A 21,923-nucleotide genomic window follows, 5' to 3' on the forward strand; every position below is an offset into this window, starting at 1 on the left:
GACCCGTGACCGGCGGGCTGCGCATGCCGCACGTCGAGATCGCCATTCAAAACACGAAAAAGGAGAAACCGTGCTCAAGCGACTGGCAACGGCCGGCATTCTGACCGCCGCCGTAGGTGGCATGCTGATGAGCGCCACGCCCGCGATGGCCGGCGACCGCGACCACGGCCGCAACAAGGGCCGCCACCACGGTCACAGCCACAGCCGCCACCACAACGGCAAGGTCCGCAACCCCGGCCACCACCACAAGGCGCCGGCCCGCGGCAAGAAGAAGGCCCACGGCCGCCCCAACGACGGCTACAACCGTCCTGACGAGGGCTACGGCTACGGCCGCCCCGACGAGGGCTACGGCTCCAACCGTCCCGACGACCGCTACGGCTCCAACGAGCCCGGCTACGACAACGACGCTCTGTACGGCGACAGCGACGGTCTGTACGGCGACGACGACCTCTACGGCGACGACGACTACGGTTTCCGCCGTATCGGCGACCGGGACAAGTACAAGAACCACGACAACGTCCTGGTCAACAAGTGCGACATCCACCAGGGCAACGAGTACAGCCTCGTCGACCTGGACGTCATCAAGGACGTCGCGATCCTCGCCCTCGGCAGCGGCAACGACGTCTACAAGGCCGAGTGCGACCAGGCCAACGTCATCTACAACAAGAACCGCTGACCGCGGTCCGCACGTGGAGGGGCCGGCGCCTGGCGCCGGCCCCTCCGGTCGTTCTCCCGGCGGTGCTCCACCGGAGAGCGGGGCCGGTGGAGGAGGCTCCGCCGGGGAGCGGGACCGGCACCGTCCGGTGTGCACGGCGGTGTGAGACCGCCGCCTCGCGCCCGGTACGACCCGGCCTCGCGCCGGGCACGACCCGGTGGCGGACGGGCCGGACCGGCGAAATTCCGAATTCGCATCTCACCGTACGGCGATCCGGCACGACAAAGGTCTATCGGACAAGCCGGGCGGCCCCACGAGCACATGCCCGCACAATTCATAATCCGGCCATCCACGACAATGAGAAAATTGCGCCGACCGGAGCAGGCAATACAACGGGAAAGAGTTCCCCGCATTCGCGGATGTCACTGGTTCCGCGGTGCACCCGGTGATATTCATTGTTCTTGTGCCCCGGCGAGGGGCGCGGCGGCGCGTCGCCGCACGCCGACGTAAACGCCGGAGCCGGATCGGTATACCGCAATCGGAAGAAGGAGATCACAGTGCTGAAGCGACTGGCAGCGGCCGGCATTCTGTCCGTGGCCGCCGGTGGCGTCCTGATGAGCGCCACGCCCGCGATGGCGGGTGGCGACCACGACAAGGACATCTACAGCAACCACCACAACGTCCTCGCCAACAAGTGCGACATCGACCAGGGCAACGAGCACAACGGCCTGCTCGGGTTGGACATCATCGAGGACGTCGCGCTGCTCGCCGTCAACAGCGCCAACGACATCTACAAGGCCGAGTGCGAGCAGTCGAACGCCATCCTGAACAAGAACCACTGACCCAGGGTTCGCACTGAGGGGGTCGGCGCCCGGCGCCGGCCCCCTCGTCGTGTCCGCCCACCGGAGGCCGGACACACCACTTCATTTCGGGACGCCGGATACTGGGATTGACTACAGTTCCGGGCATGACCGAAGCACAGGACGCCTGGGACACGCTGCTGGAGGCCGGCTTCCTCCACGCGCTGCGCGACGCGCACGAGGCCACCACCCGGATCGTCCTCGGGGCGCTGAGCCGGGCCGCCGGGTTCAAGGACCGCTCCTTCGGTTACACCTCCTTCGACGTGCTGGAGTCCCAGCTCGACCAGGCGTTCGGCATCGACCCGCCCCGCCGGGGCGCCGGCGGCCCGCTCGCCGGGCGGGTGGTGCGCGAGAACCTGAACGGATCGCCGGGCTGGCGGCTGGGGGCCTACCGCGTCCTGCTCAAGCGGCACGAGTTCGGCGCCGTCGACGCCATCCGCTGGGACCAGGACAGCCCCACCAAGCAGGCCGTCTCCCGGCAGGACTTCCCCGGCGACCCCCAGCTCACGTTGGACCTGGGCATCAGCGTCCGGCCCGCCGCCGCCCCCGTCACCCTGGTGCTGGCGCACAGCGCCACCGACGAGCCGATCGAGACCGAGTTGTTCATCGGCCGCCCGCGCTACAACGCCGACGCCGGCTCGCCCTGGTGGTGGCGCAGGCCGCTCACCGCCGAGACGCTCGGCCCCGACCCCCGCCGCATCGCCGAGCCGACCATGCCGCTGTGGAGCGACGACACCGACGGCGTTCCGCTGCGCCTGCGCGAGCCGGGCGCGGCCACAGACGGAACGGCGGCCGAAGCGGCACGGTGAGCGACCACGAGGACGGGCGTCCGGGCGGACGTGCCGACCAGGCCCGGCTGCTGTTCGACAGCCAGCGGCTGACCCTGGCCCGCCGCCTGCGCGGCCTGCGCAAGAACCAGCTCGCCGAGGCCATCGGCACCACCCCCACCGCCATCGGCCAGTACGAGGCCGGGGTGCACCGGCCGTCGGCCATCACGCTGTCCCGGCTGGCCTTCGCGCTGGGCGTGCCGGTGGAGTTCTTCCACGCCGGGCACGGCAGGGCGGTGCTCGACTCGGCGCACGCCCACTTCCGGTCGCTGCGCTCGACCACGCAGATCGAACGCGACCAGGCGCTCGCCTACGGCCGGATCGCCGGTGACATCGTGGCCGCGCTGGAGGCGGTCGTGGAGTTCCCGCCCGTGGACGTTCCGGAGTATCCGGTGCATCCCGACGAGATGGCCGGGCCCGGTCCGGTGCGGGCGGCGCGGGCGGCGCGGGCGGCGCTGGCCGCCGCGCCCGGCCCGATCGCGCACGTGGTACGGCTGCTGGAGTCCCGCGGCATCGTCGTCATCGTGCTGCCCCCCTCCACCGAACGGGTGGACGCCTTCAGCGTGAGCGCCCACCCCCGGCCGATGGTGATGTTCAACCCGGCCAAGGGCGACTACTGGCGTAACCGCTTCGACGGGGCGCACGAGCTCGGGCACCTGGTGATGCACGCCGACGCCGAGCCCGGCAGCAAGGTCGTCGAGGACCAGGCCAACCGGTTCGCCGCCGAGTTCCTGATGCCGGAGGAGGACATCGCCGACGCCCTCCCCCGTACCGCCGACTGGACGCGGCTGGCCGCCCTCAAGGCCGAGTGGGGGGTGAGCATGGCCGCCCTGCTCTACCGGGCCCGCACCCTCAAGGTGATGAAGGAGGTCACCTACCGCAACGCCATGAGCACCCTGAGCGCCAGGGGCTGGCGCCGCCAGGAGCCGGGGCCGCCCCGCCCCCTGGAGACGCCGACCATGCTCGTCCGGGCGATGGAGGTCGCCGCGATCGCCGGAACGGACCGCGACCACCTGGCCACCACCGCCCGCGTCACCCGCGCCGACCTGGACCTGCTGGTACCACCCCGCACCCGCCCGGCCCTCTGACGCGGCACCCACCGCGCCCCCTCACCCGGCAGATCCCGCCGATCTTGACGTTATTGGACTCTGAACCGCGTTCAGACGACCACAACGTCAAGATCGGCGAAGGTCTGTAGGCGCCGCAGTAGGCGCCGACGGGCCGCTAGGCTCCGGCGGGGCCGGGGGGCAGGTCCCTGCGGACGATCTTGCCGGTGGCGTTGCGCGGCAGTTCGTCGAGGAAGTGCACGTCCCTGGGCACCGCGAACCTCGCCACCCGGTGGCGGGCGTGCTCGCGCACCTCGTCGGCCGTCAGTTCCACGCCCGGCTTCAGCACCACGTAGGCGGCCAACCGCTGCCCGAAGTCGGTGTCCGGGACGCCGACCACGGTGGCCTCGCGCACCTGGGGCAGGTCGTTCAGGACGTCCTCGACCTCGCCGGGGAAGACGTTCTCCCCGCCGGAGACGATCATGTCGTCGTCGCGGCCCTGCACGAACAGCCGGCCCCGCTCGTCGATCCGGCCCAGGTCGCCCAGGCTCATCAGGCCGTCGTGCATCTCCTTGGCCGCGCCGTTGGTGTAGCCGGCGAACAGCAGTTCGTTGGCGGCGAAGATCCGCCCGACCGTGCCCGGCGGCACCGGCCGCCCGCCGGAGTCCAAGATGGCCAGCCTGGTCCCGGGCGGCGGGGTGCCGGCCGTGTCGGGGTGGTGCCGCAGGTCCTCGGGGGTCGCGATGGTCACCCAGGACGACTCGGTGGACCCGTAGAGGTTGTAGAGCACGTCGCCGAAGGCGTCCATGAACCTGGTCGCCAAGCCGCCGGGCAGCGCCGACCCGCTCACCGCCACCACTCGCAGCGCGGACAGGTCGGGCATCTCCTCGGCTCCGGCCTCGGCCCGCCACTCCAGCATGCGCTGCAGCATCACCGGCACCGCGACCAGCACGGTGGCCCGGCTGACGGCGGCGGCCCGCAGGCTGCCCTCCGGGTCGAACCGGCGGCGCAGCACCATCGTCGCCCGTAGCGCGATGGCCATCTGCAGGTTGGCGTAACCCCAGGTGTGGAACAGCGGCGCCTCGATGAGCACCGTCTCGTGCACCCGCAGCGGGATCCGGGAGAGCATCGACGCCAGCGGGCTGAGGCCCGGCCTGGAGTGCCGGTCGGCTCCCTTGGGCCGCCCGGTCGTCCCCGAGCTGAGCACCACGGTGCGGCCGGGCCTGGGCGGCGGGGCGAGGCGGGCGTCACCCGCCCGTTCGATCAGCCCGGCCAGGTCCGAGCCGGGGCCGTCGGCGGTCAGGGCGCGCACCGTCTCCGGGGCGCCCTCCAGGACGCCGGTGAACTCCGCGTCGGCGACGAGCACCTCGATCCGCTGCTCGTCCAGCACCTTCAGCGACTGCTCGGCGCTCATCCCCGTGTTGAGCAGAACGACATCGGACCCGAGCTTGCTGCACGCCACCAGGGTCTCCACCATGCCCCGGTGGTTGCGGCACAGCACCGCGACCCGCGGTCTGGCCCCGCCCTCGCCCAGCGCCGTCGCCAGCCGGTCGGTGCGGGCGTCCACCTCCGCGTAGGTCAGCGCCCCGTAGTCGTCCACGATCGCCGGCCGGTCGGGGTCGCGGGCCGCCGCCGAGATGAACGACCCGCCCAGCGTGGTGCCCCACCGCCGGAGCCCGGCCAGTTGCCGCGCCACCCGCGTCGGGTGTCCCGGCCGCCACAGTCCGCTGCGCCCGAACATGACGGCGATCCTGAACGCCGCTCCGGCCCGCCGTCCGATCCCGGCCTTTTCCGCCACCACCGCTCTCCGTCTCCCGCCGGCACATGGGGACGGCCGTCCCGCCGGCGCCGGCGAATGCCGAGAGTAGGCAGCGGAATCGGCCGATCGCCATGAATCCGGCCCACCCGCCGGTCTCGTCTTTTATCACCCAGTTGACATATCTCCGTCACCGCGTGCCGCTAACTTCCTCGCCCACGGAAATCGTCCCGGTGGTCTGTCCGAGCAGCCCTCGGGGGTGGTCAAAGGAAGCACATGCGTTGACCCGGGGCCGTGGCGTCCGCACGATGGCGGCATGGATGATCGGACGGCCGCCGCGCTGGACCTGCTCGCCGGACGAGGTGCGGAGGAGATCGCACATCCCGGCGGAACACTGCTGGCTCACCTTCAGCGCGTCCACGCCATGCTGGAACGGTGGCGGGTACGTCCGGCGGTGCGGCTGGCGGGGCTGTGCCACGCGTTCTACGGCACGGACGGGTTCGCCACCGCGCTGGGCGAGACGAGCCGCCGGGCGGAACTGGTCGCGTGCATCGGCGAGGAGGCCGAGAACCTCGTCTACTTCTACGCGAGCTGTGACCGCGCCTCCTCCTATCCGGAACTGGCGCGCGGCGGGCCGTTCCGGGACCGCTTCAGCGGCGAGCGGTCCGATCCCCCGCCCGCCGCCCGCCGTGACTTCGCGGAGCTCACGGTGGCGAACGAACTGGACCTCGTCGAGATCAACCCCGAGTTCCGCGAACGGTACGGCCCCGGGTTGCGCGACCTGTTCACCTCCTGGGACGCGCTGCTCGGCGACGCCGCCCGGCACGCCGTCCGCACCGTACTGCCCTGATCCGCCCGACCACCCTGACAGCGGGCGAGCGGCCCGCCTACGAGACCGTCTGCCCGCTCCAGGGCCCCAGGAAGTCCGCCGGGGTCTGCCGGAGCGCTTCGCCGAACGCCTCGTCGCCCAGCGCGGCACGGATTCGCCGGGTGACCCGCTCGACGTCGCCCCGCTCGCCGTCCGGCAGCGGCGCCCCCACGGACTCCCGGATCCCGGCCGCCTCACCGAGCAGCCGCGCGGCCTGCCGCGGGTCGCCCGCCAGCGAGTGCGCCCCCGCCAGCCCTTCCAGCGCCAGCGCCACGGCCCGGGGATCCCCGGACGGCCCCTCGTCTTCGGCGTGGCCGGTGGCGGCGGCCAGGGCCTCGGTGTGCAGGGCCAGGGCCGCCTGCGCGTCGCCCCGCTGTTCGGCGACGAAGCCCAGCTCGGCCAGGACGAAGGAGACCCCGGCGTCGCCGTTCACCTGACGGAGCCACGCCAGCCAGCGGCGCAACTGGCGGTCGGCCTCGTCGAGCCGGCCCTCGCGACGGGCCACCAGGCCCAGGCCGACGCCGGCGTACTCCTCGGCGGACTTGTCACCGTGCTCGGCGGCCAGCCGGCCGGCGCGGTCGTGCAGTGCGCGCGAGCCGGCCAGGTCGCCGGTGAGCAGCGCGATCCGGCCCAGGCCGGACAGCGCGAACGACACCTGCCCCCACAGGCCCAGGTCCTCGGCGACGCGCAGGATCTCGCCGCGGAGCCGGGCGGCGCGGTCGTAGTCGCCGACGATCTCGGCGTGCTTGCCCAGGGCGTCGGTGGCCTCGATCAGGCCCCAGTCGTCGCCGAGGTCGCGGAAGAGGGCCCGGCTGCGCTCGGCGTCGCGTTCGAGGGCGGCCAGGTCAGCCCGGCTCAGGGCCAGCTTGGCGCGGGTGCCGAGCGCGGCGGCCGTCCCCCACCGGTCGCCCAGGAGGCCGAAGGTCGCCAGCGCTCCGTCCAGCCGAGTCTCATGCGCCGACAGGTCGCCATAGGCCCAGCGGACGAACGTCAGGAACCACTCCGCCCTGGCGTGCCCCGCCCGGTCGCCGGTCTCCCGGTAGTGCGCGAGCGCCGCCTCTCCCTCCTCGGCCGCGCCGAAGTCGTCCCCAGCGGCCACCTCCATGCCCGCTCGCCAGCACATGGCCTGGGCGCGGACGGCGGCGGGCGCCGGGCCATCGATCGACAGCGCCAGGGCGAGCGAGCGGCGGGCCTCGCCCAGCCGCCCCCGCAGGTACCAGTACCAAGCCAGCGCGTTGACCAGGCGCAGACCCTGGTCGGCGGCATGCCGGCGGGCCGCCCATTCCAGTGCGCCGCGCAGGTTGGCGGCCTCCAGGTCGAGCAGTTCGAGCGACCGCCGCTGCCCGCTACCGCGCAGCGACGGCTCGGTGCTCACGGCCAGGTCGGTGTAGTAGCGCAGATGCCGGTCCCGGACCCGCGCCTGCTCCCCCGCCTCCTCCAGGCGTTCGGCGCAATATGCGGCCACCGACTCCAGCAGGCGGTAGCGCACCTCCCCGGAGCCCCGCGGGGCCGCCACCACCAAGGAACGGTCCACCAGGCGTGACAGCAGGTCGGGCACGTCCGCCCGCTCGACGCCGTCGCCCGCGCAGACCGTCTCGGCGGCCTGGAGGGTGCAGCCGTCGGGGTGAACGGCCAGCCGGCGCAGCACCGCGCGCTCCGGCCCGGTCAGCGGCTCCCAGCTCCAGTCGATCACGGCGCGCAGCGTCCGCTGCCTGGCCGGGGCGTCGCGCCGCCCGCCGGTCAGCAGCCGGAACCGGTCGTCCAGGCGGGCGGCCAGTTCCCGCACGCCCAGCGCCCGTACCCGGGTGGCGGCCAGTTCCAGCGCCAGCGGCAGGCCGTCCAGCCGCGCGCAGATCACCGCGACCGCCGGGCCGGTGCTCTCGTCGAGGATGAATCCGGGCGCCGCGGCGGCGGCCCGCGCCGCGAACAGCCGCACCGCGCTCGACTCCGGCGGCCCGCCTGCGGGCGCCGCCGGATCGGGCAGGTCCAGCGGCGGGACGGCCTGGACCCGTTCTCCGGAGATCCCCAGCGGTTCTCGGCTGGTGGCCAGGATGCGCAGCTCCGGCGCCGTCCGCAGCAGCAGCGCGGTCAGCTCGGCGGCGGACTCGACCACGTGCTCGCAGTTGTCGAGGACGAGCAGCACCCGCCTGCCCCGCAGCGCGGCGGCCAGGTGCGCGGCAGGTTCGAGGCGGCGCCGGCCGGGGGGAGGTCCGGACGCCGCGTCGTCGCGGACGTCCAGCACGGCCCCCACGGCCTCGGCGACGGACGCGCCCGGCTCCAGCGAGGCGAGTTCGACCAGCCACACGCCGTCGGGGAACTCATCGGTGAGCCCGGCGGCCGTCGCCAGGGCCAGCCGTGTCTTGCCGACCCCGCCCGGCCCGGTGAGCGTCACCAGCCGGTCGGTCTCCAGCAGCGCTGTCGCCCGGCGTACGGCCTCCGCCCTGCCGATGAGGTCGCCGAGCTGGGCGGGCAGGTTGGTACGGGGACGCTCGGCGGCGGGGGCGAGGGCGGGATCCTGCCGGAGCATCGCCTGGTGGAGCGCCACGAGCGCGGGGCCAGGGTCCACGCCCAGTTCGTCGGCCAGCCGCTCGCGTAGTTCCCGGTAGCCCGCCAGCGCCTCGCCCTGCCGGCCGGCTCGGTAGAGGGCCAGCAGATGTGCGGCGCGCAGCCGTTCCCTGAGCGGGTGCCGGGACACCGGATCCGCCAGCTCGCCCGCCAGCAGGGCGTGCTCTCCCAGCTCCAGGCGAGCCTCGGCCTGTTCCTCCAACACCAGCAGCCGCTGCTCCTCCAGCCCGGCGATCTCCGCCTGGAGGAACGGGGCGTCGGCGAAGTCGGCGAATGCGGGCCCCCGCCACAGCGCGAGCGCGTCCGACAGCAGCCGCACGCGGGTGCGCGGGTCGGTGGCCCGCCGCGCCCGCTCGGCCAGCAGGCCGAAGCGCCCGGCGTCCACCGCGTCGGCGCCCACCTGTAGGGCGTAGCCGCCCGCCCGCCGGATGACGAGGGCGCGGGCCCCCGGTTCGGCGGCCTCCAGCGCCCCGCGCAGCTGGGAGACGCGGGCCTGGAGGGTGGCGGCGGGGCTGCGGGGCGGGCGGCCGGGCCACAGGTCATCGACCAGCCGGTCCGCCGGTACGGGGCGTCCCCGGTGGGCGAGCAGATCGGCCAGCAGGGCGCGGACCTTCACCTCAGGCACCCTGACCGGTTCGCCGCCGTCCGTCCACACCGCCAGCGGACCGAGCACCCCGAAGCGCACCCGGCCAGCGTATCCGGCCGCCCGTAGCCGTCCCGAAGCGATTCCGAAGGGCCGGTCGCCATGGTGGGGCCGTCACGACACGACACGACGGGAGACCGCGATGCACAACGGGGACGCGCCGGTGACGGTGATCGGGCTGGGCGCGATGGGCGCGGCGATGGCGGAGGCGTTCCTCAAGGACGGGCGGCCGACGACGGTGTGGAACCGCACGGCGGCCAAGGCCGACCCGCTGGTGGACAAGGGTGCCCAGAGGGCGAGCACTCCCGCCGAGGCCCTGGCGGCGGGCGAACTGGTGGTGATCAGCCAACTGGACTACCCGGCGATGTACGACACGTTCGCCGGCGCCGAGGCCGCGCTGGACGGGAAGGTGCTGGTCAACCTCAGCTCAGGGACCCCGCAGGAGTTGCGGGAGGCGGCCGGCTGGGCGGCCGGGCACGGCGCCCGGCTCGTCACGGGCGGGATCATGGTGCCGCCCCCGGGGATCGGCACGCCGGACTCCTATGTCTTCTACAGCGGGCCCGAGCCGGCGTTGGACACCCACCGCAAGACACTGGAGACACTGGGCGCCGTCACCTACGTCGGCGCCGACCCCGGCCTGGCGATGCTCTACTACCAGGCGATGCTCATGATGTTCTGGTCGACCCTGACCTCCTACTTCCACGCGGTGGCGCTGGTGGGGTCGGCGGGCGCCACGGCCGAGGACCTGCGGCCCTTCGCCGCCAGGCTGTACGGCCAGCTCACCGGGGACGGCCCGATGGGGTTCCTGCCGATCCTCACCCGGGAGATCGACGCCCGCGAGTACCCCGGCGAGCAGAACAGCCTGCACATGCAGGCGGTGGGCGCGGCGCACGTGGTCGAGGCGTTCCGGGACGCCGGGCTGCACACCGGGATGCCCGGCGCGCTGCGGGATCTGTTCGCCCAGGCGGACGCCGCCGGGCACGGGGCCGAGGGCCTGACCAGCGTGATCGAGGTGATCCGGGACCCGCAGGCGGCCTCCGGGCGGTAGGGGCCCGCGGCCGGCGGTGACGGAGGGGGTGCCTCCATTCGGCCGGGACGGCACGGCGACGGCGGCCGCGCGTGGCGCGGCCGCCGTCGTGTGGTGCGGGTCGGGTGCGGAGGGGTGGGCCACGCCGGGTGGCCCGCCCTCCGGGTGCCCTATCAGGAGTTGGGGCAGGTGTCGCGGTAGTCGGAGATGTCGCCGATGGCGCGAGGGGCCGGGCACAGGAACTGGTCGTAGCGGGTGTCGTCGTCGATGTACCGCTTCATCCAGCTGATCATGTACTTGGCCATGGTGGTGTTGGAGACCTGCGGGAAGAAGTGGCTGGCGTTGTCCAGCTCCAGGTAGGCCTTCTCACGGGCGTTCGACAGGCTGTTGTAGAAGGGGATGGAGTGGCTGGCGACCGAGGCGACGGCGTCGGACTCGCCGCCGATGATCAGGGTGGGGGTCCGCACCTCGGGCCAGGTCTTGTCGGTGTTCCAGGGAGCCAGCGGGATGGCGGCCTTGAGTGAGGTGCGGTCCTTGGCGGCTTCCAGGGTGCCGCCGCCGCCCATGGAGTGGCCGGCCACCGCCAGGCGGGAGGCGTCGACACGGGTGCGGACCGAGCTGCGCTGGGTGAGGTAGTCCAGGGCGGCCAGGAGCTGGTCGCCGCGGCTGGCGGGCTGGTCCAGGGTGGTGTTGGTCTCGATGCCGATGACCACGAAGCCCTGGGAGGCCAGGCGGGGGCCGAGCCAGTCCAGGCTGGACCAGTAGGCGGTGAAGCCGGGGGAGATGGCGATGGCGCCGAAGGTGCCCTCGCTGGTGGTGGTGGGGTAGTAGATGACGCCGCCGCCGAAGCCGGTCACGCTCAGGGACGAGACGGTGGTCTGCGAGGTGGCGAACGGGCCGCGCACCGCGGTCACGCTGGACTCGGTCGGGGCCGGCCCACGCTCATAGGGGTTGGCCGCCGCGTTCGCGGCCGGAGCCGCGACGATGGCGCTGCCGGCCAGGGCCAGCAGCGCGGGGAGGGTCCGCAGCTTGCGCGCCAGGTTCGTGTTCATCGGTCGGGTCGTCCTTTCTCCTGCGCCCTCGGCGGGGCGGGGGGTGCCGAGGACTTCCAGGAGTCTTGGTGTGGACGCACCCATCCGGCATCGGTGAAATCACCGGCCGTATGCGAAACCCCAGGATCGGCGGCGTTCGCTGTGAACGACCACAGCGGGCGGCGGGACCGGCGATGCGCGCCGACAGTGTTGGCGCCTTCCGATTGACCGCCCACCTTCGGCGGACGACCCTGCTGGAACTCCGGCGCCGAGCTGGACGCATGTGTCGAAATGGGGGCGAGCGTGAGCGGACGTCACAGCAGCCGGCCGGGCCATCCGGACCCGTCCGACGGATGGACGGTGAGCTCCGGTCAGGGGCGCCCCGTCCCGCCGACGCGCCGCTCCGACCGCCGGTCCCGGCGTCGCGGCCTGGCCGCGGTGGCGGGGATCGTGGCGGCGACGGCCCTGGTGGGCGGGGGATGCTACGCGTTCGCCGGATCTCTCGGCTGCGTCACGCGCGGCGCCCTGGAGCTGAACGTCACGGTGGCGCCGGAGCTGGCGCCCGCGATCAAGGCGGCGGCCGACCGGTTCAACGGGCAGCGGCATGTGACCGGCGGGCGCTGCGTCGAGGCGGTGGTGCGTTCCGCCGACCCGCAGGCGGTGGCGACGCTGCTGTCGGGCTCGGGCAGCTCACGTGACGCCGGGAGCATCCCGGACGTGTGGATCCCCGACTCGTCCCTGTGGGCGAACCTGACCCCCGGTGACGGCTCAGACGGCTCACCGGCCGCGGTCCGGATGCCGCAGCCCGGGTTCTCCATCGCCGAGACGCCCATCGTCGCCGCGGTCCCGCGTTCGGTGCGCGGGGTGGGCGCCACCGCCCCGCCGAGCTGGGAGCGGCTGCTGACCTCGGGCGGGAGCAAGGCGCGGATGCCCGATCCCGGCCGGCACGCGGTCGGGCTGGGCACGCTGATCGTGATCCGCTCCGTGCTGGCCGGCGACCGCGACGCCACCGCCAAGTTCACCGGCATCGTCCGGGGCCTGCGCGAGAGCGTCGTCCCCGACGTACGGGCCCAGTTCGCCCGGGGCGTCGGCGACCGCGTCCTGATCACCTCCGAGCAGGCGGTGCTCGGGCACAACCGGGATCGGCCCGCCGAACGGTTGCAGGTCGTCCGGCCCGCCGAGGGGACGGTCGTCCTGGACTACCCGTACACGCTGGTCGCCGACGACGAGGACAGGAGCGCCGCGGCCCGGCTGTTCGAACGGGAGGTGCGCGGCGGCCAGACCCGCCAGAGCCTGCGCGCCCTGGGGCTGCGCACCACGGGCGGGACGGAGGCCGCCGGGATGGGGCTGCTGCCCGTGCCCAAGGCCGAGGACGTCCGCCAGGCCCTGCAGGCGTGGGCGAAGCTGTCGCTGACCACCCGGATGCTCTCCCTGATCGACGTCTCCGGGTCGATGATCGAGCGGGTGCCGGGCACCAGGGCCACCCGGTTGCAGGTCCTCGCGCAGGCCTCGCAGATGGGGTTGGCGCTGCAGCCCGACGACACCGAGCTGGGGCAGTGGGTGTTCTCCACCAACCTGGACGGCCGCCGCGACTGGCGGGAGAACGTGCCGCTCGGGCCGCTGGGCGAGCGGATCGGCTCGGTGACCCGGCGGCAGCGCATCCTCAGCGCGCTGTCGTCGCTGCGGCCCAAGCCGGACGGCGACACCGCGCTGTACGCCACGGTGCTGGCCGCGTTCACCCACATGCGCGAGACCTACAAGCCCGACATGGTCAACACGGTGCTGCTGATGACCGACGGCCGCAACGACGACCCCGACGGCCCCACGCTGAGCCGGACGCTGGCCCAGTTGCGCAAGGAGTACGACCCCGACCGCCCGGTCCAGGTCGTCATCATCGGCTTCGGCGACGAGGTGGACCGTAACGAGCTGGAGCAGCTGGCGCGGGCCACGCATGGCAGCGTGCACATCGCCCACACGCCCGCGGACATGAAGAAGATCTTCCTGGCCGGCACCGCCCGGCGGGTCTGCTCGCCCCGGTGCTGAGCCCGGATGCTGAAGCCCGGGTGCCGACCCGCCGGGACCGGTCAGCCGGGACCGGTCAGCCGCGGGTGGGCTCGTTCCGGCCCACCAGCTTGAGCGCGCTGAGCGCGAGCACCACCTCGACCAGCTCCCGGGGCCGGTTCAGCGAGCGCCCGGTGAGCTGCTCGATGCGGCGCAGCCGATTGAGCACCGTGTTGTGGTGGCAGTACAGCCGGGTGGCCGCCCGGGACGCCGAGCCGTCGCAGTCCAGCCAGGTGGTCAGCGTGGACACCAGCACGTCCCGGAAGGCCGGGTTCACCTCGGCGAAGGCGCCCAGCACCCCGCGGCCCAGCCGGTCGGCCAGCTCGGGCTGGGAGACCACCAGCGCGTCCGGCAGCCGCCGGTCCAGCCGGGCGATCTCGGCGCCGGGCTCCCGGCAGGTGCGCAGCGCCAGCTCGGCCAGCCAGCGGGCCTTGCCCAGGTCGGCCAGCGTGTCCACGACCGGGCTGATCCCGGCGTGGCCGTGCACCCGCGGCCGCAGCACCTCCACCAGTTCCGCCAGGTCGGCGGTGCCCAGGCCGACCAGGGCGAGCTGGGTGTCGGCCCGCATCCGCCAGATGAACCGCAGACCGCCGCCGTCGGCGGGCCGGCTGAAGCCCCGCCCGTCCAGCATGTCGCTCTGGTCGATCACCACCACCGCGTAGCGGCCCTGGGCGGGCAGCCCGAGCGCGCGGGTGGCCGCCGGCAGCAGCCCGGGGTCGGTGCCGCGCCCCTCCAGCAGCGCGTCGACGATCGCGTGCACCCGCTCCTCGCTGCGGCGCAGCAGCTCGTACTCGGTGCGGTGGTAGGCCTCCGCGGCGGTGGTGGACTGCTGGTCGATGGTGTGCCAGGTCTGGGTGGCGTTGCGGACCAGCATCGGCACGTGCGCCGGGTCCTCCTCGCTGACGACCTCGACCAGGCCCTCCCAGAACACGCAGCCGGCCAGCCGGTAGGAGCGCAGCAGCTGGTCCAGCGGCAGCCCCTGCTCGGCGCGGCGCCGGCCCAGCTCCTCGGCCCAGCGCAGGTCGGCGCGGCCGCGGCCGGGGTCCAGGATCGCCTCGATGCCGTGGCCCAGCCCGATGTGAGACAACTCCCACAGGTCGGCGCGCAGTTCGGCTGGACGATCCTGCCCCTCTCCGGCGAGGATCTCGTTGACCAGCCGGTCCGCCAGTTGCGGCAGATGGTCCGAAAGCCTGCGCACCGCCCGCCGGATGATCGTGCGGTCGGCCTTGTCGGACGAGGTTGTGAGTGCACCCATGCGCCACCTCCCTCGGTGAGTGCGCTCATGCTGCCATCGCCCCCACCGCGACGCTATATAAGCGATCCAACAAAAAGCCGGGATTGTGTGCGCACACAACCGAAGGCCCGGCCCGTTGAGACCCGTCCCTCACTTCGGATGCCGCTCTGGACCTGCCCGACGGGGCGTGCTGGTGTGCCAGGCGTCCCCCCAAGGAGGCGACGTGCCCGCTCCACGTTCCCGCCCCCAGAGCAGGCCCCCTGGTGGGGCGGCCGTTCCGGCCGCCGCGGCACCGCATGGTGGACAGCACCCGCCACGTCCGCACGCTGGACCGGCGCGCTCGGCGGCTTCAGGATCCAGGGTGAGCCCGTCGACTCCACGCCGACCGAAACCCCTACCCCGCCGAACTGAGCGAAGCCCTGAGCGGGAAGGAGCGACATGCCACCCGACTCACTGTTGGCCCCTCCCCCGGCCCCTGAAACGGCCGCCACGACGGCCACCGCGCCGGAGCCCGTCGCCGCGCACCGTCCCGTCCTGCACGGGCGGGACGAGGAGCTGGCCGAGCTGCGCGACCTGGTCTCCCGCACCCGCCGCGGACGGGGCGGCGCACTGGCGATCGTGGGCGGTCCCGGCCTCGGCAAGACCGCCCTGCTGGACGCCGCCGCGGGCGAGGCCGGGCCGGACTTCCGTGTGATCGGCACCCGTGGCGTGCGGGGCGAGGCCCGGTTCGCGCTGGCCGGCCTGCACCGGATGCTGCGGCCGGTGGCCGCGTGGCTGGACCGGCTGCCGGCCGAGCAGGCCGCCGCGCTGGCCTTCCTGACCGACGCGGGGGCCGAGCCGCCCGCCGAGCCGTTCGCGCTGTGCCGCGCGGTGTACGGCCTGCTGTCAGAGCTGGGCCGGGACGGTCCGCTGCTGTGCCGGATCGACGACGCGCACTGGCTGGACCGGCCGTCCCTGGAGGCGCTGACGTTCGCCGCGCGCAGGCTGACGGCGCAGCCGGTGCTGGTGCTGTTCGCCAGCCGCAGCGAGCGCGGCGCGTACGCCGAGCTGGACTGCCTGGCCGACATCCGGTCGCTGCGGCTGGGCCCGGTCGGCGCCGGGGACGCACTGGCCGTGCTGCGCGACCGGACCGCCGGCTGCTGCGGCGACACCGCCACCGAGCTGCTGGAGCTGGCCGCCGGGAATCCGCTGGCACTGGTCGAGCTGGCCGCCGAGCTGACCCCCGAGCAGTTGGCCGGGCAGGCGCCGCCGCCCGCCGCGCTGCCCCGGCGCAGCCGGATGCGCACCCACTACCGGCGGCGGCTGTACCGATTGCCGCCGGGCGCCCGGGCGCTGGTGCTGCTGGCGGTCGTCGACGACCGGCTGGAGCTGGACACCCTCACCCGGGCCGCCACCGAGGCCGGGATCGACCTGGCCGAGTGGGAGACCGCCCGCTCGTCCGGGCTGGTGCGGGTGGACGGCGAGGCCGTCCGGGTGCGCGACCCGCTGGTGCGCGGCTGCCTGTACGCGGACGCGGCGCTGAACGAGCGGCACGCGGCGCACCGGCTGCTGGCCCGGGTGCTCGACCGGCCCTGGCACCGGCTGCGCCGCGACCTGCACCGGGCGGCGGCCGCCGAGGGGCCGGACCCGGCGCTGGCCGACGAGCTGTGCGCGGGCGCCGCCCAGGCCGCGGCGGCGGGCAACCACCACGACGCGGCCCGCGCCTGGCGGCGGGCGGCGACGCTGACCCCCGACCCGGCGACCAGGGCCGACCGGCTGCTGGCCGCCGCCGAGGACTTCTGGCAGGCCGGCCGGCCGCACACCGCCCGGATGCTGCTGCGGCAGGCCCGGCCGCTGATCCGTTCGCCGTGGCCGGCCGGGCGGGCCGACCGGCTGCTGGGGGAGATCGAGCTGCGCGCCGGGCAGCCGGCCGTCGCCGGGCGGCTGCTGCTGGAGGCGGCCGACCGGCTGGCCGAGCCGCACGGCGGCCTGGCGCTGGCGGCGCTGATGTCGGCGGCCGAGGCCGCCGACCTGTCCGGCGACCTGCACGCCCAGCGTCGGGCGGCCCGGCTCGCCGCCGGTCTACGGCATCCGGCCGGGCATCCGGTGACCGAGCTGATGGCGGCGCACATCGCCGGGATGACGGCCACCGTCCACGGTGACCACGAACAGGCCGGGCAGTCGCTGCGGCGGGTGGTCGAGCTGGGCGGCGCCAGTCCCGACCCGGTGGCCAAGGTCTGGGGCAGCGTCGCGGCCATCACCCTCGGCCGGGACCTGCGGGCCTACGAGCTGGCCGTGCAGGCGGTGCACGGCTCGCGGCGGTCCGGGGCCACGGCGCTGCTGCCGTGGTCACTGGTCACCCTGTCGCTGGTGGAGTGCCTGCTGGGCCGGTTCCATGCCGCGCTGGCCGACTCGGCGGAGGGGCTGCGGCTGGCGCGGGCCGCCGGGCAGGACAACTGCGCGGTCGACCATCTGGCCCTGATGGCGCTGGTCAGCGCGTTCCAGGGGGACCGCGAGGCCACCGCGTCCCATCTGGCGGCCGTCGCCGAGCCGATCAGCACCCGCGGGCTGAGCCGGCCGGCCACAGTGGCGTCGTGGGCGCTGGCCTGCCTGAAGCTGGCCGACGACCGGCCCGCCGACGCCGCCGCCCGGCTGCGGCTGCGCACCGTGACCGGGGCCCAGCACCGCACCATCCGGGTGCTGGCCGCCCCGTACTTCGTGGAGGCGGCCGTCCGCAGTGACCAGCGGCGGCAGGCCGTGCAGGCGTTGGAGACCTACGAGCGGTGGGCCGAGGGCACCCGCAGTCCCGGCCGGCTGGCGCTGGCGCATCGCTGCCGGGCGCTGCTGGCCGGCTGCGATGAGGCGGCGGTGGCGCACTTCGAGGAGGCGCTGCGGCTGCACTCCTCCGCCGAGTCGGCGTTCGAGCTGGCCCGTACCGCGCTGTTGTACGGGCACCGGCTGCGGCGCGGCCGGCGGCCCCGCGCCGCCCGCGACCATCTGCGCGACGCCCTGCAGATCTTCACCGAGTACGGGGCCGAGCGGTGGGCCGAGCGGGCGCGGGCGGAGCTGCGCGCGGCCGGGGAGACGGTCGAGCCGGCCGCCCGCGACTGCGCCCCGGCCGGGCTGGACGAGCTGACCCCGCAGCAGTTGCAGATCGCCCGGCTGGTCGCCGAGGGCGCCACCAACCGGGAGATCGCCGCCCAGCTCACCCTCAGCCCGCGCACCATCGAGCACCATCTGCGCAACATCTTCACCCGGCTGGACATCCGTTCCCGGGTGGAGCTGACCATGCTGCTGCGCTGACCGGCGCGCTGACCAAGGCGCTGACCGACGCGCTGACCGTCGTCCGTCCCGCGGGGCCGGGCGGCGGTCAGCGCATGGTGCGCGGACGGTCAGCACCGGCTCGCAGCCTTGGACCATGACACAGCGAATCAAGCCCCAAGGGGAGGCGCTCCGGCTGGTGTCGGTGCGCAAGGTGTACGGCACCGAGGACAACCCCGTGACCGCGCTGGCCAACGTCTCCCTGAGCCTGTCGGCCGGCACGTTCACCGCGGTGATGGGGCCGTCCGGCTCCGGCAAGAGCACACTGCTGCAGTGCGCGGCCGGGCTCGACCGGCCCACCGAAGGCCGGGTGTACGTGGACGGCACCGAGATGACCGGCGGGAGCGAGGCCGAGCTGACGAAGTTCCGGCGCAAGCGGATCGGCTTCGTGTTCCAGCAGTTCAACCTGCTGCCCACGCTGACCGTGCTGCAGAACGTGCTGCTGCCGCTGAAGCTGGCCGGCCGGAGGGCCAACCCGGACGCGGCGGTGGACATCCTGCGCCGGGTCGGGCTCGGCGACCGGCTCGGCCACCGTCCGGCCGAGCTGTCGGGCGGGCAGCAGCAGCGGGTCGCCATCGCCCGCGCGCTGGTGACCTCACCCAAGCTGATCTTCGGGGACGAGCCGACCGGGGCGCTGGACACCCGCAGCGCCCGCGAGGTGCTGACGCTGCTGCAGGAGACGGTGCGCTTCTACGGACGGACGGTCGTGCTGGTGACCCACGACCCGGTGGCCGCCTCGTACGCCGACTCGGTGCTGTTCCTGGCCGATGGGCATCTCGTCGGGCACCTGGCCGACCCCACCGCCGAGGCCGTCGCCGAGCGGCTGACCCGCCTGGGCGACGAGGTCGCCGCCAGGCGCGCGATGTCGGGGGTCTGATCCGATGCTGTCCCTGGCACTGCGTTCCCTGCGGCACCGCGCCACCGCGTTCGTGGCGAGCTTCCTGGCGATGCTGCTCGGCGCCGTCATGATCATGTCGTTCGCGTCCATGCTGGACACCGCCGGCGGTACGGGGGTCTCGGACGCCAACGTCGAGACCCTGGTCACCATGGCGAGCGTGGTGGGCGGGTGGAGCCTGATCCTGGTGCTGTTCGCCGTCACCTCCACCCTGAGCCTGGCGGTGCGGCAGCGGGCCACCGAGATGGCGCTGCTGAAGAGCATCGGCGCCACCCCCGCCCAGCTCCGCCGGATGATCCTGGGCGAGACCGCCGTGCTGGCCGTCGCCGCCGTCGCGCTGGCCGTCCTGCCGGGGATGCTGGGCGGGCGGGCCCTGCTGGCGCTGCTGATCGACACCGAGCAGGTGGCGCCGGACGTGACGCACGTCTTCGGCCCGGCCGCCCTGTCGATGGGGTGCGGGATCACGTTCGTGGCGGCGGTGGGCTCGGCGGTGCTGACCGCCCGCCGCACCACCGGGCTGCGGGTCACCGAGTCGCTGATGGACGCCACCGCCGAGCCGCGCCGGATGAGCCGCAAGCGGCTGGTCGGCGGCATCGTGTTCCTGCTGCTGGCCGCGGATCTGGCCGTCGTCACCGCCACCGTGATGCACGGCGAGGGCAGCGACGCGATGCAGACCGCCGGGCAGACCTCCATCTGGGCCTCCATCGGGTTCGCCCTGCTCGGCCCGGTGCTGGTCCGCCGGGTGGCCGGGCTGCCGGCCGCCCCGCTGGAGCGTTTCGGCGGCGCCGCCGGTCACCTGACCGTGCAGAACGTCCGGCAGCGCGCGCACCAGATGGCCGGTGCGCTGATGCCGATCATCCTGTTCACCGGGATCGCCACCGGCACCCTCTACATGCAGGACGTCGACAGCGCCGCCATCGCCGCCGAGGGCCTGCTCAAGAACGACGAGCAGAAGAGCATCGAGACCCTCAACTTCGTGGTGATCGGGATGGTCGTGCTGTTCGCGGCGATCATGCTGATCAACACCCTGGTCGCCACCACCACCTACCGGCGGGGCGAGTTCGGCCGCCAGCGCCTCACCGGCGCCACCCCCGGCCAGGTGCTGGCCATGGTCACGTTGGAGTCGGCCGTGCTGACCGTCACCGGCGTGCTGTTCGGCGCGGTCGCCTCCCTGTTCACGATCCTGCCGTTCACCTTCGCCCGCACCGACACCGTCCTGCCGGACAGCGGCCCGGGCACCTTCCTGGCGATCGTCGCCGTCGCCGCCGTCCTGACCATGGCCGCCAGCCTGGCCACCGCCGTCCGCGCCCTGCGGATCCCGGCCATCGAGGCGGCGGCGGTCTGACCCCGCCGATCCCGTCCACCGGCCCTGGAGCGGGGCGGCCGCGTACGGCGGCCGGCCCGCTCAGCCGGCTTTCAGCCACACGTCGGCGGCCACGTCGTCGCGGGTCGCCCGCAGATGCCAGCAGCCCGGCTCGGTGAACCGGAAACCGGTCCCCCACTCGTCGCCCGGCCGTTCGTAGGTGCTGCCGGAATGGGACTCCGGACCCCAGGCCAGCCGGCGGGCCTTGCCGTCCGGGCCGGTCAGCGCCATCCGCAGCGGCCCTTTCCCGGTCATCCGCCACACGATCTTGACCTCTTCCTCGGCCGTGTCACCGACCGGGAAGGGCGGGTAGGGGTGCCGCATCATGACCATCCCCCACAGTTGCGCGCCCCGTCCCGTCCCCTGCACCTCCGGGAGTCCCGAGGAGAACGAGGAGGCCCGCACGGGCGAGGGCGGATCGCACACCGGAGGCCCCGGTGGAACGGCCGGGACGGAGGACGGCGCCTGCGTCGCGGCCGCCTGTCCGTCTCCCCGGTCCCCCGCGTCCGAGCACCCGGCGACGCCCAGGGCCAGAACGGCCACCACCGCACCTCGCAAGATCACGCCCCGAGTATGACCCGGCCCCGCCCGCCGGTAAATGGGGTCCGCGGTCTCACCGGGCGGGGGCGGGGCGGGAGGACCAGACGAGGGCCAGGGAGGCCACGGCGAGGACCCCGGCCAGCCACAGCACGCTCGTCAGCGAGATCCCGTCCACCATCCGGCCGCCGAGCAGCGAGCCGAACGCGATGGACACCTGGAAGCCCGTCACGACCATCGCCGAGCCCGCCTCGGTGGCGTCCGGCGCCTCCCGCATGATCCAGCTCTGGAAGACGACCGGGACGGCGCCGTACCCGACGCCCCACACGGCCAGCAGCAGCGCGGCCCGGCCGGTGCCGGCGCCCGCGAGCGGGATCGCCAGCACGGCGGCGGCCAGCAGCGCCGGCGCGAGGATCGTCGCCCCGTACGGCAGCCTGGGGATCAGCGCGCCGACCGCGAAGTTGCCCGCGACCCCGGCCACTCCGTAGACCAGCAGCAGCGTCCCGACGAGCCCGGCGTCCACCCCGGAGATGTCCTCCAGCACCGGCCGCACGTAGGTGAAGGAGGCGAAGTGGGCCACCACGACGAGCGCCAGCCCGCCCAGGCAGGCCCGTACGGCGGGACGGGCGAGCAGCGCCGGGAAGTCGCCGAGCCGCAGGGTCTGGGTGGCGGGCAGCGGCGGCAGCACGAACGCCAGCACCGCGAGCACCGCCATGCACAGCACGCCCAGCACCCCGGTGGCCACCCGCCACGAGGTCGCGTCGCCCAGCAGGGTGCCCGCCGGGACGCCGACCACCGACGCCAGCGACACCCCGGACAGGATGATCGCGGTGGCCCGGGGCACCGACGCGGCCGGCACCAGCCGGACCGCCATCCCCGCCGCCAGCGCCCAGAACCCACCGAACGACAGTCCCGCCAGCAGCCGCGCCGCCAGCAGTACCACGATGTTGGGCGCCAGTGCGGCGACCAGGTTGGCCACTGCCAGCACGCCGAGCGCGCCGGTCAGCACCAGCCGCCGGTCGGCCCGCCAGGTGACCAGCAGCGGCGCCGACAGCCCGCCGACCACCCCGCACGCCGTCATCACCAGGCCCGTCACCCCGTCGGAGGCGTTCAGGTCGGCGCCCATCTCGGTGAGCAGCCCGACCGGCAGCATCTCACTGGTCACCAGCGAGAACGTGCCGAGGAACAGCGCCGCCACGGCGGTCCAGCGGGCGACCCCAACAGGCGCCAAGGTAGTTTCGGTCATGATGGCCAG

16 protein-coding genes are annotated in these 21,923 nt (G+C 74.1%); 10 read left to right on the forward strand and 6 right to left on the reverse strand.

The genetic code is table 11. The annotated features are described in order from the left end of the window. Window positions 1-70 precede the first annotated feature (70 nt). The 4 genes from C4U03_RS21030 to C4U03_RS21045 all read left to right on the forward strand — a co-directional run bounded on the left by C4U03_RS21030 (window position 71) and on the right by C4U03_RS21045 (window position 3,430). On the forward strand, window positions 71-676 hold the full coding sequence (locus C4U03_RS21030; RefSeq protein WP_103939550.1) for a hypothetical protein: 606 nt from the start codon (window positions 71-73) through the stop codon (window positions 674-676). Between the two features lie 536 nt (window positions 677-1,212). Continuing rightward, entirely contained in the window at window positions 1,213-1,497 is a 285-nt protein-coding gene (locus C4U03_RS21035; RefSeq protein WP_103939551.1) for a hypothetical protein, read from the forward strand. A gap of 125 nt (window positions 1,498-1,622) precedes the next feature. Then, window positions 1,623-2,324 (forward strand): hypothetical protein, encoded by a 702-nt coding sequence (locus C4U03_RS21040; protein ID WP_103939552.1) that lies wholly within the window; start codon window positions 1,623-1,625, stop codon window positions 2,322-2,324. After that, complete coding sequence (locus tag C4U03_RS21045) at window positions 2,321-3,430, forward strand: XRE family transcriptional regulator (RefSeq protein ID WP_103939553.1); 1,110 nt, start codon at window positions 2,321-2,323, stop codon at window positions 3,428-3,430. Before C4U03_RS21040 ends, C4U03_RS21045 begins: the two co-directional genes overlap by 4 nt. 136 nt (window positions 3,431-3,566) lie before the next feature. On the opposite strand, the gene C4U03_RS21050 is transcribed toward C4U03_RS21045, so the two are convergent. After that, complete coding sequence (locus C4U03_RS21050) at window positions 3,567-5,186, reverse strand: AMP-binding protein (protein WP_103939712.1); 1,620 nt, start codon at window positions 5,184-5,186, stop codon at window positions 3,567-3,569. A 274-nt stretch (window positions 5,187-5,460) separates the two neighbouring features. Here C4U03_RS21050 and C4U03_RS21055 point away from each other — a divergent pair, with 274 nt between their 5' ends. Continuing rightward, window positions 5,461-5,994, forward strand: coding sequence for a DUF6817 domain-containing protein (locus C4U03_RS21055; RefSeq protein ID WP_103939554.1), 534 nt, complete (start codon window positions 5,461-5,463; stop codon window positions 5,992-5,994). Between the two features lie 37 nt (window positions 5,995-6,031). Here C4U03_RS21055 and C4U03_RS21060 read toward each other — a convergent pair whose 3' ends face one another. Further along, window positions 6,032-9,262 (reverse strand): BTAD domain-containing putative transcriptional regulator, encoded by a 3,231-nt coding sequence (locus C4U03_RS21060; RefSeq protein WP_103939555.1) that lies wholly within the window; start codon window positions 9,260-9,262, stop codon window positions 6,032-6,034. 100 nt (window positions 9,263-9,362) lie between these two features. Here C4U03_RS21060 and C4U03_RS21065 point away from each other — a divergent pair, with 100 nt between their 5' ends. After that, window positions 9,363-10,268, forward strand: coding sequence for an NAD(P)-dependent oxidoreductase (locus C4U03_RS21065; protein WP_103939556.1), 906 nt, complete (start codon window positions 9,363-9,365; stop codon window positions 10,266-10,268). 152 nt (window positions 10,269-10,420) lie between these two features. Here the strand turns inward: C4U03_RS21065 and C4U03_RS21070 are convergent, their stop codons facing one another. Continuing rightward, entirely contained in the window at window positions 10,421-11,299 is an 879-nt protein-coding gene (locus C4U03_RS21070) for an alpha/beta hydrolase family protein (RefSeq protein WP_103939557.1), read from the reverse strand. Window positions 11,300-11,638: 339 nt separating this feature from the next. Here C4U03_RS21070 and C4U03_RS21075 point away from each other — a divergent pair, with 339 nt between their 5' ends. Beyond that, window positions 11,639-13,321 (forward strand): substrate-binding and VWA domain-containing protein, encoded by a 1,683-nt coding sequence (locus C4U03_RS21075; protein WP_160147048.1) that lies wholly within the window; start codon window positions 11,639-11,641, stop codon window positions 13,319-13,321. A gap of 55 nt (window positions 13,322-13,376) precedes the next feature. Here the strand turns inward: C4U03_RS21075 and C4U03_RS21080 are convergent, their stop codons facing one another. Continuing rightward, complete coding sequence (locus tag C4U03_RS21080; RefSeq protein WP_103939559.1) at window positions 13,377-14,594, reverse strand: PucR family transcriptional regulator; 1,218 nt, start codon at window positions 14,592-14,594, stop codon at window positions 13,377-13,379. A 417-nt stretch (window positions 14,595-15,011) separates the two neighbouring features. Between C4U03_RS21080 and C4U03_RS21085 the strand changes: the two genes are divergently transcribed. The 3 genes from C4U03_RS21085 to C4U03_RS21095 all read left to right on the forward strand — a co-directional run bounded on the left by C4U03_RS21085 (window position 15,012) and on the right by C4U03_RS21095 (window position 20,113). Beyond that, window positions 15,012-17,855: an ATP-binding protein gene (locus C4U03_RS21085; protein WP_103939560.1), complete on the forward strand. Its 2,844-nt coding sequence runs from the start codon at window positions 15,012-15,014 to the stop codon at window positions 17,853-17,855. A 115-nt stretch (window positions 17,856-17,970) separates the two neighbouring features. Then, on the forward strand, window positions 17,971-18,750 hold the full coding sequence (locus tag C4U03_RS21090; protein ID WP_103939561.1) for an ABC transporter ATP-binding protein: 780 nt from the start codon (window positions 17,971-17,973) through the stop codon (window positions 18,748-18,750). Between the two features lie 4 nt (window positions 18,751-18,754). Next, window positions 18,755-20,113: an ABC transporter permease gene (locus tag C4U03_RS21095; protein ID WP_103939562.1), complete on the forward strand. Its 1,359-nt coding sequence runs from the start codon at window positions 18,755-18,757 to the stop codon at window positions 20,111-20,113. Between the two features lie 60 nt (window positions 20,114-20,173). Here the strand turns inward: C4U03_RS21095 and C4U03_RS40505 are convergent, their stop codons facing one another. Together C4U03_RS40505 and C4U03_RS21110 are read right to left on the reverse strand one after the other, a co-directional pair. Next, entirely contained in the window at window positions 20,174-20,695 is a 522-nt protein-coding gene (locus C4U03_RS40505; protein WP_160147049.1) for a hypothetical protein, read from the reverse strand. A 49-nt stretch (window positions 20,696-20,744) separates the two neighbouring features. Then, on the reverse strand, window positions 20,745-21,914 hold the full coding sequence (locus C4U03_RS21110; RefSeq protein WP_200827370.1) for an MFS transporter: 1,170 nt from the start codon (window positions 21,912-21,914) through the stop codon (window positions 20,745-20,747). Window positions 21,915-21,923: the final 9 nt, after the last annotated feature.

It is taken from the genome of Thermomonospora echinospora (genome assembly GCF_900108175.1).
Lineage (GTDB): Bacteria > Actinomycetota > Actinomycetes > Streptosporangiales > Streptosporangiaceae > Thermomonospora > Thermomonospora echinospora.